This window comes from Ruminococcus champanellensis 18P13 = JCM 17042 (assembly GCF_000210095.1).
In the GTDB taxonomy this organism is placed as follows: domain Bacteria; phylum Bacillota; class Clostridia; order Oscillospirales; family Ruminococcaceae; genus Ruminococcus_F; species Ruminococcus_F champanellensis.
The window spans coordinates 1,347,861-1,362,588 of sequence record NC_021039.1; the positions used below are offsets into that span (position 1 = coordinate 1,347,861).

Consider the following 14,728-nt stretch of genomic DNA (forward strand, 5'->3'; position numbering starts at 1 on the left):
GAGATGTTCCGTAAGACCCTGGACTACGCTGAGGCTGGCGACAACATCGGTGCTCTGCTCCGTGGTATCACAAGAGACCAGGTTGAAAGAGGTCAGGTTCTCTGCAAGCCCGGCTCCATTCATCCCCACACCAAGTTCAAGGGCCAGGTTTATATCCTGAAGAAGGAAGAGGGCGGCCGTCATACACCGTTCTTCAACAACTACAGACCCCAGTTCTACTTCAGAACAACTGACGTTACCGGTATCATCTCCCTGCCCGAGGGCGTTGAGATGTGCACACCTGGCGACAACGTTGAGATGGACGTTGAGCTGATTACCCCGATTGCTATCGAGGAAGGTCTGCGTTTCGCTATCCGTGAGGGCGGCAGAACCGTAGGTTCCGGCGTTGTTACCAAGATCAATGGCTAATTAAAATAATAAGAAGGGAAGGCATAACGCCTTCCCTTTTTGTATCCGGGCAAACAGAAAGCGCAGAAGATATCTTCTGCGCTTTTTGATTTATGGGAGCCTTACATCATACCAGTGCTGTAAAACTGCATGATGATCCAGATCAGTACAAAGGCGATCGCCAGGGGCAGACATGTGCCGCCTGCACGCTTTATGGCTTCCCGATACTGGGGCAGGGGATAATTCCGGGCACGGAGTCGTGTGATTTTTCGGATGGCATGCTGTCGGTACAGGTAATTGGCATACAGGCACATGAACACCGAGAATGCCAGATCCAGCAGGGAACAGCCGCTTACCAGCAGCTGAAAGAGCGTTGTATTGGTGTGGAACAGGTTTGCGATCAGGGAGAACCCCTCCATTTGTCCCATCAGCAGCAGTGCGGAAGGGATTCCCAGAACAAACTGCACCATCAGGGAGAGCAGCGTCCACAGCCACATTTTTCGGTTCACAAAGAAAATATGGGGGAAAAGCAGCGCCATGGCGTTAAAGGAAATTTTCTTGCCGGTTCGCTTCATGGCGGTGAACAGGGAAAGATAGTACAGCTGGTTGGAACCTACGAAATCCCCCATCTCCGCTACGGTGACACCGCCCAGATCCTCCTCCGGGTTCAAGCCCAGCAGGGGTTGATCCGGATCGATGCGTACCCCAGCCATTTCCACCTGGGGTTCGCCGGATTCCGGTGTGCCGGTTGGTTGGAGCGGCATGCCGCAGCCGGAACAGAAGGCTGCGTCCGGAAGGTTCTGATAGTGGCAGCGGGGGCATTCCTTGCGCTGCTGGTTTTGAGCGTCCTGTTGAGCCTGCCAGCTGCCACCGGACTGATGCAAAGCGGTATTGATGCATCCGCCAGCCTCCTCCCAGCATGCACGGTGGTAGGGGGAGCCGCACTCCGGGCATACCACCACGTCATCCTCCGGTCGGAAGGGCTTTCCGCATTTTGAACATAATTTGTTGGTATAATCCATTTACTCTCACCGGGCTCTGCCCGATGCTCTCCTTTCTAAAACGTGCTGTGTACGATGTATTCTGATGGGTTCAGAAATACTTGTATCTATTATACCACAGTTTCGAAAAAATTCAAGAAAAGATTTGCAGTTTCAATGAATTTGTAGTATAATATAAAGTGAATTGCTTTGAGTAGTTTCAATTGAGAAAAAGGATGGTTTTATATGGTTTTACTGGATGAGTTACGAGTAGAGCTTGTTGGATATCGCCCCCAGCTGAAGGAGCTTGGAGATGTACTTCAAGTTGCCCGCGCCCAGTCCGAGCTGGATGATCTGCGGATTCAGGTCACATACGATGGATTCTGGGATGATGCGGAAAAGTCCCAGAAGGTAATGCAGAAGATCCGCAAGCTGGAGAATACGGTGGACAAATTCCGCCACTTAAATCAGAAGCTGGAGGATACCATTGCGCTGATCGATCTTTGCATGGAGGAGGATGACGACAGCTCCAACGAGGAGATCCTGCAGGATGTGGAGTCCTTCAAGGAGGAGTTGGAGGCGGAGAAGCTGTCCACCCTGCTGACCGGGGAATATGACGGCTCCAATGCGATCCTTACGTTCCATGCAGGCGCCGGTGGCACGGAGGCGCAGGACTGGGCGCAGATGCTGTACCGGATGTACAACCGCTGGGCGGAGCGGCATGACTTCAAGGTCAGCCTGCTGGATTATCTGGACGGGGACGAGGCTGGACTGAAAAGCGCTTCCATGCTGGTGGAAGGACAGAACGCTTATGGCTTCTTGAAGTCGGAGGCAGGGGTGCATCGTCTGGTGCGGGTTTCCCCCTTTGACGCATCCGGCAGACGGCATACCTCCTTTGCGGCACTGGAGGTTATGCCGGAAATTGACGACAGCATGGAAGTGGACATCCGACTGGAGGATGTGAAGATGGACGTATTCCGTTCCAGCGGCGCCGGCGGTCAGCACATCAACAAAACCAGCTCCGCAGTGCGTCTGACCCACATTCCCACGGGCATTGTGGTTTCCTGTCAGACACAGCGAAGCCAGTTTCAGAACCGGGATTTTGCTATGAAAATGCTCCGCTCCAAGCTGGTGGAAATCAAGGAACGGGAGCACCTGGAGAAGATTTCGGACATTAAGGGCGTGCAGAAGGAAATTGCATGGGGCGCCCAGATCCGCTCCTATGTGTTCATGCCCTACACCCTGGCGAAGGATCACCGTACCGGCTTTGAAAACGGCAATATTTCTGCCGTGATGGATGGGGATCTGGACGGATTCATCAATGCTTATTTAAAGGCATTGAGTAACGGTACTCTGAATCAGAAGGAAGTATAAGGAAACACTGCACATGCTTCGTGCGTGTTGCCATAAGAAAAACCCGAAAGCATCGTGCTTTCGGGTTTTGTGTTTATACGCTTACAACTGCCTGAGCGCCTTTGCCGTCCGGATCGGCTCCGATATTCTGTCGGCATTTTGCCCGGTTATCTGCGGGACTGATTGATGGTATGCTCGATCTGGTCAAACAGCTCGCTGTATTTCATGCAGCCGCCTTCAAATTTGGTCAGACCGCCCCGGAGGCTCAAAGGCAGCTCCAGCCCCTGGCGGAAGTGTACCGGTTCTCCGTTGTGGGCAAGCACACGCTGCATTAACTGCTCTGCCTCCTGCGGCTGCCGGATATCTGTGACCAGAGCATATTCATCGCCCCCCACACGCACCAGCAGCATGTTTTCTCCCTGTTCCTGCTCGATCCGTTCCAGGGAGGTGCGGATCAGCAGATCCCCTGCTTCTCTGCCGTATGTGTCATTGGTTTCCATCAGCCGCACCGTGTCAAAGCAGATGATGTAACAATCCCGGCGGCTTCCGAGAAAATCGTACAATTCAGAAATATCAAAACGTTGGTTTGGCATATCAGTACCTCCAGTCTGGTTGAGGAGCAGGCGAGGATACAAATCAGTAAATCGCCGGCTGCTCCGGAATACGGAGGGGTTCACGCCCCAGAGCCTTGAAAATGCCCGGGCAAATACCTCTGGGGAATGGTACTGAAACTGCAAAGCGATCTCCGTGACGCTGCGTTCCGTACTGCACAGCAGTCTTGCCGCATGGGTCAGACGCCGTTTGCTGATATATTCCCCCACGCTGAAATGCACCGCATAGCGAAACAGCTTTTGCAGCCCGGACAGGGACACATAGCAGGCGTTTGCCACATCCTGCTGGGTGAATTCCTCCTCCAGGTTCTGTTCGATGTATGCAAGGGCTTCGGTCAGCACTTCAAAGTTCTTCAAGCGATCATCCCCTGTTGATGAATGGATACCGGTATCGTATCTTTAGTATACCAGATCTGTCCGGCATGCGCTTGACGTTTTGAGCAAATTCTGACGCACGCTATGCCATGCTGCCCAGTATCGCTTCTGCACAGCGGATCCCGTCCACGGCTGCGGAGGTGATGCCCCCGGCATAGCCTGCCCCCTCGCCGCAGGGATACAGCCCGGCAAGTCCGGCGGATTGAAGGTTTTCCTGTCGGAGGATCCGGACAGGGGAGGAGCTTCGGGTCTCCGGCCCGGTGAGCAGTGCTTCCGGATCATCGAAGCCCGGCAGCAGCCGTCCCAGCCGGGGCAGTGCCAGCCGCAGGGAGCGGCAGACGAACGGGGGCAGATATGCCTCCGGAGGCAGCAGCACCGTGCCTGGTGCGTAGGTGGGCTGTACCGCCCCGTATGCCTTTGGCGTCCGGTTCAGCAGAAAATCCCCCACGGTAATGGCAGGCGCCATGTAGGTTCTGCCTGCCACCAGGTATGCCTGATGTTCGATCCGGCGCTGGAATTCCACCCCGGCAAGGGGATGATCACTGCCGAAATCCTCCGGCTGCACCCCCACCAGCAGGGCGCTGTTGGCGTTCTTCCCGTCCCGGGCAAAGCAGCTCATGCCGTTGGTCACCACATGTTCCGGCTCGGAGGCGGCGGCCACCACCTGTCCCCCGGGACACATGCAGAAGGTGTACACACTGCGTCCCTCCGGCAGGTGGGTCACCAGCTTGTAATCCGCCGCCCCCAGAGCGGGATGGTGGGCGAATTTTCCGTACAGTGTCTGGTTCATCCGGCTTTGCAGATGCTCGATCCGCATGCCCACTGCAAAGCTTTTCTGCGTCATGGGGATCCCCATGCTCCAGAGCATGGAAAAGGTGTCCCGGGCACTGTGACCGATGGCGAGAATGGCATGCTCCGTCGGCAGGAGCACGGTTTCCCCTCCCTGGATATACCGGATTGCCCTTAGCCTTCCATTCTTTTGCTCCAGACCGGTGACGCATGCGCCGAAATGTACCGTTCCGCCCAGTCCTAAGATCCGCTGTCGGAGATTCCGCACCGTGGGAGCAAGCCGATCCGTGCCGATGTGGGGCTTGGCTTGCCAGAGGATCTCGCCGGGGGCACCGCATGCCGCAAAGGTTTCCAGCACGAACCGGATCCGGGGATCCTTGGTACCGGTGTTCAGCTTTCCGTCAGAAAAGGTGCCTGCGCCTCCTTCTCCAAACTGGACATTGCAGTCCGGATCCAGAACGCCAGTCTCCCAGAATCGGCGTACAGCCGCAGTCCGGGTGTCCACATCATAGCCCCGTTCCAGCAGGATGGGTCTGGTGCCGGCAAGCGCCAGCACATAGGCGGCAAAGAGACCTGCCGGACCGCTGCCGATGACCACCGGGGACTGCACCTTGCCGGGGTTTGCCGGAACATGGTACTGGTAGGGAGTATAGGGCAGCACGTCCTTGTCGGTTTTGCATGCTGCCAGCAGAGCGGCCTCCTGATGGGCGTTGACCAACAGGGAGGCGGTGAAATGAACTGACTGCTTTTTCCGGGCATCCACTGACCGGCGGAACAGGGTGACGCTCTGGAGCTGCCTTCTGTCCGTATGCAGTCGCTGTGCCGCCAGATCCGTCAGGGTTTTCTGGGTGTAGGACAGGGGCAGGGTTACGCTGCGTATCAGAATCATGGGTTGCACTCCTTTCTGTGCAGAGATCCGGCAGCGGCTTTCCCGGCGCAGATGCCGGATGCCCACGCCCACATGAGATTGTAGCCGCCGCAGTCTCCGTACAGATCCGTTGCTTCTCCGGTGATGTACAAACCGGGGCAGATCCGGGATTCCAGGGTGTCCGTCAGAGCACTGCCCGGAATGCCCCCCATGGTGACCTGGGCAGTCTGCCAGGGGGCGGTGCCGGTGACGGGGAAGGGCAGGGCCTTCAGTAGCTGTGCGGTTTGCTGCAATTGCCCAGGGGACAGACGGGAGGCAGGCTCCGTCAGAGGAGCATCCGTGATCCGCCGCAGGAGAACCTGTCCCAGCCGCTTGGGCAGCATGCCCGTGAGAAGTTCCTCCAGGGGCAGTTTTCTGCGCTGTGTGTGGAGTTCAGACAGCATGCGATATGCCTTCTCCCGGCTCCATTCCGGCAGCAGATCCACGGAAACGGTCAATTTGCAGCCGTATTGGGCGGCAAGCCCGGACAGCTGAAAGACGCAGATGCCGGATAGGGTGCCGTCCGCAAACTGCAATTCGCCGGTTTCCTGCCGCAGGCATTTGCTGCCCAGTATGGCACTGACTGCTGCATGCACCCGAATGCCCTTTAAAGCCTTGACTGCTGCCGGATCCGTCCGGATGGGACACAGAGCCGGCTGGGGTGTATGTACCGGATGCCCCAGTCCCCGGAGCAGTGCCATGGCGGTGCCGTCCGTGCCGCAGTTGGGGGCAGCATAGCCCCCGGCGGAAAAGATCACCCGTTCTGCATGCAGACCCCCCTGGGGCGTGGTGAGAAGAAATCCGCCCTTGTCCCGGCGCATGCCGGTCACCTGGGCATCACAGCAGGTCTGCACCCCCTGATCGTCGCAGGCAAAGCGCAGTCCGTCCAGTACCGATGCGGCAGTGTTGCTCATAGGGTATATGCGCCCCTCCGGATCCGTCCGGCAGCAGACCCCAAGCCTGCGGAAAAAGGCTTCCGGATCGGTTTGGGCAAGGATCTGCGTTGCCTGGGGCAGGGAGCCGTGATAGTGGTTCAGCTCCCGGTGGATGTTGCCGAGATTGCATCTGCCGTTGCCGGTGAGCAGCAGCTTTTTCCCCACCCGGGGCAGCCGCTCCAGCAAGGTGACCTGTGCCCCTGCCCGGGCAGCCGTGTATGCGGCGGTCATGCCGGATGCGCCGCCGCCGATGACGGCGATTTGTGTATGTGTCTGGGTCATGGTTCCCTCCGTAACGGGCAGTGCTTGCGTCTGCCCAAAGCTATTTTCAGTATAGCACAGCCCGGGTGGGAAGTCAATTCACGGGCATTGACTTTTGGCTGGATCTGTGGTATGCTTTCATTAGTAAAAAGAACAGCTTAAATTTAAGACCACAATCATTTAAGGAGGATGAACCATGAAACACAGACGTAAGAGAACCATGCTGGGTGTTTTGTCAGCGGCGCTTGTATGCAGCAGCGTACTGGCTTACCCAGCGCATTTCACCGCCTATGGAGCAGTTACTGCCAACCCGGTCATCAGCCGGGAGGTGCCGGCATATTCCACTGCCGGCACAGGAGCAGCCGCATCCGGCAACGACAAGTTCTACTATTCCTTCTGGAATGCCACAGCGCCGGATTACCTTGCCTATGACCTGTCAGCCGTACCGGAGGCGCAGCGGAAAAGCGTGACGCTGGTGTGGTACAATGCTACGGGGCAGTTTGATTACACGATCCTCAACGGCAGTCCCAATGGCATGCCCTCGGATTACACCGTTGAGGTGAACAGCGCTCCCGGCGGTACCTATCCGGAGGAGGGCTGGGAGGTGCGAGCCACTGTAACCGGGAACACCCTGCATTCCCGGCAGCATGTGGTGGATATGGCCGGCTGCAACTGGATCCGGCTCCATGTGACCGGTAGTGACGGCAAAGAGGGAGGCTATATCTCCATCAACATGGATGTGCATACCACAGCAGAGGGTGTATCCGACAGCTGGATCTTCTACGGGGATTCCATTACCGCCTGCGGCATGATGAACTGCTACGGCACCGGCTTTGCGGAGTATGTGCATCAGATCGACAGCACCTATTACCCCATTCAGGAAAACGGCGGCATCGGCGGCATTCGCAGCGTGGAGGGTGCTGCAAATATGGAGCGGTGGCTGGAGGCGTTTCCGGGGAAGTATGTGAGCATTGCTTACGGCACCAACGATGCCTGGGGCAACCAGACCGGTGCGGCGCAGTATTATGCCAATACTGCCAGCATGGTGGAGCAGGTGCTGGCGACAGGCAAGATCCCGGTGGTGCCCAGGATCCCCTATGCCACGGAGCCGGGGGTAGGGGACAATCTGGCGGCATACAACGCCATGGTGGACAAAATCTATGAGAACTATCCGGATGTGGTAAAGGGCCCGGATTTTGAAGCCTATTTCCGGGAGCATCCGGAGCTGCTCAGTGCCGATGGGGTGCATCCCAGCGAGCAGGGCTATGACGGCATGCGGCAGCTCTGGGCACAGACCATGTACGATGCGGTATACAAAACCGGGGATACGCCAGTGGCAGGGGATCTGAATCAGGACGGGGCATGCACTGTGGCAGACGTGGTGCTGCTGCAAAAATGGCTCATGGGTGCCGGTACCCTGACCAACTGGCAGGCTGCGGAGCTGACCGGGGACGGCGTGATCGACAGTGCCGACCTGTGCATCCTGCGGCGCATGCTGACAAACCAATAAACACGCAGAAGCCGGGTAATACCCGGCTTTTTGCAGTTCTCCGGGCGTTGACATCCGCCGGGGAATATAGTATACTGGGAGGGATACAGATATCAGGCAAATCCGCACAAGCTTCGTGCGGTGCTGCCGCAAAAATACGGACAAAGAAAGGAATGACGGATGTGCCGGAGGAATGGATGAATTTTCCCATGAGTGGGGAGCTGCTATGCGCACTGGCTCTGGTGATCGTAGATATATGTGCCCTGGTGCTGATGCTGATGACCGGGCGGGAACGCCGTGTGACGGAACGGGTCTGGGAAAAGGTCAGCGCCCGGATGGAGCTGGCGGACAGCAAGCGTCGGTACCCTCTGGGGGCGGAGGAGATCCTCATTGGCAGACACGGCGCTGCCGATATTCAGTTGAAGGATGCCACCGCCTCCCGGTATCATGCACTGCTGACAGTATGCGACGGGGTATGGCGGATCACGGATCTGAACTCCGCCGGGGGGACTTATGTAAACGGCAAGCGGATCTCCTCTGTGCGGCTCCACGAAAATGACCGGATCCGGATCGGGGCAACCACCCTGTGCCTGCGGAAAAGGAGTGCGTGATGTATAAAAACGGAATATCCTACTTCGGGTTGATCCTGCTGATCCTGCTGTCCCATATGTCCCTGCTGGCGATCATTCTGTTCCGGGGCAATTACGAGGCTGTGACAGATGTGGGATTGCTGGCAGCCATTGTGCTGGGCACGGATCTGATCTACTTCTGCGTACTGCGGCTCATGCGGCAGGCTACCTATACGGCGGATTTCGCCCTGGTGCTGCTGCTGAATATGAGCGTGATCTTCCAGTCCTGCTTCGGAGGCGTGGGCTTTGCGTTCAAGCATTACCTGATGGCAGTGGGAGCGTTTGTGTTCTGCCAGATTGCCTATCTGCTGACCCGGGACGCTGTGGTCACGGAGCGGCGCAAACCCATTTATTATGTGTTATTTGGCGTGCTGATGCTGTCCATCCTGCTGTTCACCGGCAGCCGGGGCATCTGGATCGACCTGGGGTTCATCACCCTCCAGCCCTCGGAATTTCTAAAGCCCGTATTCGTCCTGCTGTGCGCCACCTCCATCTCCGCCCAGCAGAACAAAAAGAAGACCCTGGGCTTCATGATCGTCCGGGATAACTGGTATGTGTACGGCTGTACGGTGCTGATCGTGCTGCTCCAGTGGTGGTGCCGGGATCTGGGCAGTCTGCCTACCTTCCTGGCTGTGGCAGGCTGCGGCATGATCTGCCGGATCTGCTATCCCCGGGCAAAGCTGTCCAAAAAGCTCATTGCCGGGCTGTGTGCCGGCGGTGCAGTGCTGGCGGCAGTGGCAGTGAAGATCGCCCCAGCCTATGTGCTGGAGCGTCTGCATGCGGACATCTGGAAGGATCCCAGCGGCAGCGGTTATCAGCAGTGCAAGGCGCTGATCGCCATTGCGGAGGGAGGCTGGTTCGGCAAGGGTCCTGGTCAGGGTACCCTGCATAAGGTAGCTGCCTCCAATACGGACATTGTGTTTTCCACCATCTGTGAGGAGTGGGGACTGCTGATGGCACTGCTTTCCATCTTCACCATTCTGTTGATCCTCTGCACCTGTCTGACCAATACCCCCCGTTCCTATTATCACGCCTGCATCGTCAACGGAGTGGTAGCGGTGTTCGTGGTACAGATGACCCTGAACATTTTCGGTTCCTGTAATCTGATCCCCTTTACCGGGGTCACAATTCCCTTCATCTCCCAGGGAGGCAGCTCCATGCTCACCAGTGGCTTTCTGGTGGGATTGCTGAAGGCAACCCAGTCCCCCCTGTTCCATTCTGAGGTGAAGGTGCCCAAGAAAAAGAAGCCTGCATTGAAAAAGAAAAGAAAGGCGACGGCATGAAAAGTATCTTACGCGGCAGACGGCTTATCACGCTGATGCTTCTGCTGTTTCTGACAGGGATGATCGTACTGGTGGTACGGATCCAGCTGGAGGCATCCTTTTACATTTCCCAGTCCGGCAAGCCCTGCTACGGTATGGTGTATGACCGGGAGGGAGACGTGCTCTTTGACGGCATCAACGGCTGTGAGGGCTATGAAAGCGGACATTTTGCCGACATCGGCAGCCTGATCGGGGATACCAGCGGACAGATGACCAATACCCTGGTGGCACGGAATCTGGAGTCTCTTACCAACTACAGCTTTACCACCGGCATGCGGCAGACTGGCAAAACCGCCATTCACACTACCCTGGATCACGCAGCCAACAAAGCCACCTACAGTGCCTTTGGGAAAAAGGATGGCATTGCCATTGCCTATAATTATAAGACCGGGGAGATGCTGGTGAATGTGAGCAAGCCCTGTGTGGATGTGGCAAAGGGCTATGGGGACATTGCCAACTTTCCGGAGGGCAGTCTGCTGTGCAAGGCATTTTACGGCACAGTGCCCGGCTCCACCCAGAAGGTTTCCACAGTGATCGCCGCAACGGAGATCCTGGGGGCGGAGCAACTGGAATCCCTGTCCTATTCCTGCACCGGCAGCTATCTGAACGACAACCGGCAGTCTATCAACTGTCATAAATCCAGCGGCCATGGCAAGCAGAATATCTTCCAGGGCTTTGCCAACAGCTGCAATCCCTTCTTTGCTCAGCTGCTGGAGCGTTCCGGCATGCCTCTGGATCGGATCATTTCCGTGTACCGGAGCATGGGCTATGCGGTGAACGGAGATCAGAAGCAGACCATCAGCATTGACGGGATCCTCAGCGAGACTGCCTCCACTACCTTGCAGGATATCCATGATTTTGATACCCAGTGGAGCTGCATGGGGCAGGGGGAGACGCTGGTGAGTCCCTGTCAGCTGATGATGTGGCAGAGTGCAGTTGCAAACGGGACAGGGGTGTCCACCAGACCCCATCTGATCGACACCGTGACCAATGTGTCCGGCAAGGTGACGAAAACCGCTTCCACCGAGTATACGGGGCAGTTGTTTTCTGTGGCTGCCGCCCAGGAGACCCGGAAGATCATGCTGGACAACGGTAAGAATCATTATGCCGCTGCCGGAAAGATCAAGGGCTATGACATTGCCGTCAAGAGCGGCACTGCCCAGGTGAACGGGGGCAGGGAGGAAAATTCCCTGCTGGTGGGCTTTGTGGACGATCCGGATTTCCCCATCGCCTTTTGCGTGGTGATCGAGAACCGGGTCAGCGGTGAGATCGCCACCCATCAGATCGTACAGAAGATGCTGGATGCACTGAAATAAAAAACAGGCAGTATGCTTGACGCATACTGCCTGTTTGATTTCTATGGGTGATCGTTTAGGCACGCTGGGACTGCATGACCGTCTGTAAGCCCCGGAGCAGCTCCTCGTCCCGGAACTTGCAAGTGGAGCGGTCGTAATGCTCTCCGTTGTCCCAAAGCATCGGGCACATGCCCCGGTCCCATGCTGCCTGTGCCACGGAGCGGAGGTACAGCCGGACGCTTTCCGGCTCCTTATTGGTGGTCGTGGTACCGAATTCCCCGATGATGACCGGCACGCCCTTGTCCACAAAGGTGGTCTTCAGCTTATCCATATATCCGTTCAGTTCATTGATCTCCTTGGTACTGCCCCAGGTGCTTCTTGCCTTGCCCCAGTCAGCATCCTCCGTCAGAATGGCAAAGGTGGAGGGGGTGTAGTAATGCACGCTGACGGCGCAGCGGTTCTGGGGATCCGCAGGCATCTTGAACGCCGGGTCACAGGTCAGATCCACGTCCGTTGCATAGCCGGCGATCAGCAGATGCCGTTTTGCATTGTTGCCGCCGGATTCCCGCACCAGATCCACAAAGTTCTGGTTCAGCTCGTTGAGTAAGCCGAAAGCCTTTTCCTTGTCTCCCACATTGCTGTAGCGGTTCCAGGTGTTTTCATAAACGCCCTCCTCGTTGAGGGATTCAAAGATCAGCTTGTCGCTGTAGTCGGAAAATTCCGCAGTCACCTGCTTCCATACGGCTTTGTATTTTTCCAGCGTGCCGTCATGGTCTTCGTCCGCCTTGGAGATCCAGCCACCATCCCAGTGGATGTTGATAATGGCGTACATATCGTTGTCCAGTACATAGCCGATGACCTCCTTGACCCGGGAGATGAGGGAGGCGTCGATGGTGTAATCCTCTGCCATCATATTGCTCCACGCCACCGGGATCCGGACGGATTTGAATCCGGCACCGGCAATGCCGTCGATCATTTCCTTTGTGGTGACCGGGTTGCCCCAGGCGGTTTCATAGTTTTCCACGGAGGAGCCGGTAATCCAGCTGCCGCATGCCTCCAGGGTGTTCCCCAGATTCCAGCCCACGCCCATTTCCTTGACCACCTGGGCGGTGGAGATATCTCGCATACTGCCGGAAGCGTCGTTTTTGCCGCAGGAAACCGCAGAAGCACTGCACAGAGCGGTCAGCAGCAGGGGGATCCATTTGATCTTTTTCATATTGTTTCCTTTCTGTAGAGGGCAGGCAGCATTCCACAGGGCATGTGAGGGTTGCCTATATTGTAAGTATACCGGAATCGGCATTGTACGTCAATATACAAAACAATATTCTTTTGAGCCTGTCTATTTATTGACGAATCGGCTTATATATGTTATAATAAAAGGAAGTACGCAGAACGGGACAATGCAGTGGTGCTGTTCTGACGGGAGATCTGCAAAGAGTACGGGAGGTTTCGTAGTATGTCAAAACGCAGTATACGTATCGCAGCATGCATCGGGGGATTGGGGAACGAGTATCAGACGCCCCTGCTCAAAAGCATCACCAAAGCCTGTAACAGTCATGATTTTAAGCTGAATGTGTTTTATTCCTTTGCGGACGAATGGAGCGGAAAGAAGAGCCGGGAAGGGGACAGAAGCATTTATGAGCTGGTGAACTTCTCCCAGTTTGACGGACTGATCCTGTTTAATATCACGCTGCAGGATCCGGAGCTGGTGCAGGGTCTGAAGCACCGTGCCCAGGAGGAGGGTCTGCCTGTAGTGTGCGTGGACGGAGCGGAGCAGGATTGCTGCAACATCACCATCAATTATGACAATGCGGTGGAAATGATGACCCGCCATTTTGTAGAGGCTCATGGCTTTACTAAGATCAACTACCTGGGCGGGGAGGAGGAATATCCGGTTTCCCGGATCCGCCGGGAGGCATATGAGCGGGTGCTGCGGGAATGCGGCATTCCGGTAGAGCCAAGCCGGGAATTGATCGGCAGCTTCTGGGATGAGCCTGCGTACCGGGCGGTTCTCCGGTACTACAGCGAGCAGGGGGAAATGCCGGAGGCGTTCGTATGCGCCAACGATGAAATGGCGATCGGCGCAGTCCGGGCACTGGAGCAGCTTGGATTCCGGGTGCCGCAGGATGTATGTGTATCCGGGCTGGATGGGGTCAGCAAGGCGCTGAACTTCTGTCCTTCCATCACTACGGCGCAGCCGGATCTGGATGCCGCAGGCAGACTGGCAGTGGAGCGTCTGGCGCAGGTACTGGCAGGGCAGCAGGAGTCCTCCGGACAGGAGCATGTGGGTTGTATTCCCCACTTCCAGGAATCCTGCGGCTGTGCATCCTTTTCCGGTGCGGTAAACAGTGAGGTCAAGGAAGAACTGTACCAGAAGCTGGAGCAGATGCAGCATTATCTGAAATGGGTCAACGGCTCTGTGGAATCCATTACGGCGGAGGAAACGGCGCAGGGCGTTGTAGACAGACTGGGGGAAGTGGCACAGCAGTTCTGGACGGGAAAGTGCTGGTTCTGCGTGTGTGATGACTTCTACCGGGAGTTGTTTGGCATGACCGGTGCCAGCCCCTATCCGGTGAAGGGCTTCTCCAACACCATCCGCACTTTGGTGTGCTGCCGGGATCACATTCTGGAGCAGGCGTATGATTTCAGCCGGCTGGATCTGCTGCCCAATTATGATTACGAGGTGGAAAGCTGCGGCGCCATTCTCTTTGTACCCATGCACTTCCAGGATCGGATCATTGGCTATATCGCTGTTGAATACTCCGATATTGTCATGGATCTGTCCCTGTTGAGCAATCTGGTATGCAGCGTCAGCGTGGTGCTGGAAAATGCCAGAACCCGGGTGCAACTGCAAAAAATGATTGACCAGCTGCAGTGTGCAACTGTGCGGGATCCCATGACGGAGCTGATGAACCGCCGGGGCTTTTACAACCATGCCATTAAGCTCTTTGCCGCCTGCGCAGAGGAAGGGGCACAGTTTATGTCCATTTCCTTGGATCTGGACGGACTCAAGGAGATCAACGATACCTACGGGCATCAGGAGGGGGACAGCGCCATCCGTGCCTTTGCCCGGTTCCTGGACGGCTTTTCCTCGGACACCTGCGTGGTGGCACGGTTCGGCGGAGATGAATTTGTCATGGCAGGCAGATTCCAGGAGTCCATGCACCCCATTACCATTGTGCATACCCTGCAAAGCAAGCTGAATGAATACAACCGCACCTCCGGCAGATGCTACCGGATCGAAATGAGCAGCGGCTTCCATGTAGGCGTGCCGGATTACAATTCCACGGTGGATGAGTGGATCGCTCTGGCGGATGAACAGATGTATACGGAAAAAAAGGATCACCACCGCCGCAGCCGGGTGAGAAGATAATCGGGTACAGCCCTTGCAAAAA

Annotated in this window: 12 protein-coding genes; 7 read left to right on the forward strand and 5 right to left on the reverse strand. The window is 56.5% G+C overall.

The genetic code is table 11. From position 1 onward, the window contains the following. A partial coding sequence (locus tag RUM_RS13095; RefSeq protein ID WP_041326299.1) for an EF-Tu C-terminal domain-related protein occupies positions 1-408 on the forward strand: 408 nt, incomplete at its 5' end. 101 nt (positions 409-509) lie between these two features. On the opposite strand, the gene RUM_RS05870 is transcribed toward RUM_RS13095, so the two are convergent. Further along, positions 510-1,409 carry an RING finger protein gene (locus tag RUM_RS05870; RefSeq protein WP_015558262.1) on the reverse strand — a complete coding sequence of 300 codons (900 nt, stop codon included), beginning with the start codon at positions 1,407-1,409 and terminating at the stop codon, positions 510-512. 204 nt (positions 1,410-1,613) lie between these two features. Here RUM_RS05870 and prfB point away from each other — a divergent pair, with 204 nt between their 5' ends. Then, entirely contained in the window at positions 1,614-2,741 is a 1,128-nt protein-coding gene (gene prfB, locus RUM_RS05875) for a peptide chain release factor 2 (RefSeq protein WP_015558263.1), read from the forward strand. A gap of 146 nt (positions 2,742-2,887) precedes the next feature. On the opposite strand, the gene RUM_RS05880 is transcribed toward prfB, so the two are convergent. From RUM_RS05880 to RUM_RS05890, 3 genes are all read right to left on the reverse strand, one after another. Then, positions 2,888-3,688, reverse strand: coding sequence for a helix-turn-helix domain-containing protein (locus RUM_RS05880; protein WP_041326300.1), 801 nt, complete (start codon positions 3,686-3,688; stop codon positions 2,888-2,890). 100 nt (positions 3,689-3,788) lie between these two features. Then, positions 3,789-5,384: an NAD(P)/FAD-dependent oxidoreductase gene (locus RUM_RS05885; protein WP_015558264.1), complete on the reverse strand. Its 1,596-nt coding sequence runs from the start codon at positions 5,382-5,384 to the stop codon at positions 3,789-3,791. Further along, the gene (locus tag RUM_RS05890) at positions 5,381-6,619 is read right to left on the reverse strand and encodes a BaiN/RdsA family NAD(P)/FAD-dependent oxidoreductase (protein ID WP_015558265.1); all 1,239 of its coding nucleotides are present in this window, start codon (positions 6,617-6,619) and stop codon (positions 5,381-5,383) included. The genes RUM_RS05885 and RUM_RS05890 overlap by 4 nt, the downstream gene beginning before the upstream one ends. Before the next feature lie 175 nt (positions 6,620-6,794). Between RUM_RS05890 and RUM_RS05895 the strand changes: the two genes are divergently transcribed. The 4 genes from RUM_RS05895 (at position 6,795) to RUM_RS05910 (ending at position 11,354) form a co-directional block, all read left to right on the forward strand. Beyond that, entirely contained in the window at positions 6,795-8,108 is a 1,314-nt protein-coding gene (locus RUM_RS05895; protein ID WP_015558266.1) for a GDSL-type esterase/lipase family protein, read from the forward strand. Positions 8,109-8,284: 176 nt separating this feature from the next. Further along, complete coding sequence (locus RUM_RS12630; protein WP_041326637.1) at positions 8,285-8,698, forward strand: FHA domain-containing protein; 414 nt, start codon at positions 8,285-8,287, stop codon at positions 8,696-8,698. Further along, positions 8,698-9,999: an FtsW/RodA/SpoVE family cell cycle protein gene (locus tag RUM_RS05905; RefSeq protein ID WP_015558268.1), complete on the forward strand. Its 1,302-nt coding sequence runs from the start codon at positions 8,698-8,700 to the stop codon at positions 9,997-9,999. The genes RUM_RS12630 and RUM_RS05905 overlap by 1 nt, the downstream gene beginning before the upstream one ends. After that, complete coding sequence (locus RUM_RS05910) at positions 9,996-11,354, forward strand: penicillin-binding transpeptidase domain-containing protein (RefSeq protein WP_015558269.1); 1,359 nt, start codon at positions 9,996-9,998, stop codon at positions 11,352-11,354. Before RUM_RS05905 ends, RUM_RS05910 begins: the two co-directional genes overlap by 4 nt. Before the next feature lie 55 nt (positions 11,355-11,409). On the opposite strand, the gene RUM_RS05915 is transcribed toward RUM_RS05910, so the two are convergent. Beyond that, on the reverse strand, positions 11,410-12,549 hold the full coding sequence (locus RUM_RS05915; RefSeq protein WP_015558270.1) for a glycoside hydrolase family 5 protein: 1,140 nt from the start codon (positions 12,547-12,549) through the stop codon (positions 11,410-11,412). Positions 12,550-12,789: 240 nt separating this feature from the next. On the opposite strand from RUM_RS05915, the gene RUM_RS05920 reads away from it, so the two are divergent. Beyond that, the gene (locus RUM_RS05920) at positions 12,790-14,706 is read left to right on the forward strand and encodes a diguanylate cyclase (protein WP_015558271.1); all 1,917 of its coding nucleotides are present in this window, start codon (positions 12,790-12,792) and stop codon (positions 14,704-14,706) included. Positions 14,707-14,728: the final 22 nt, after the last annotated feature.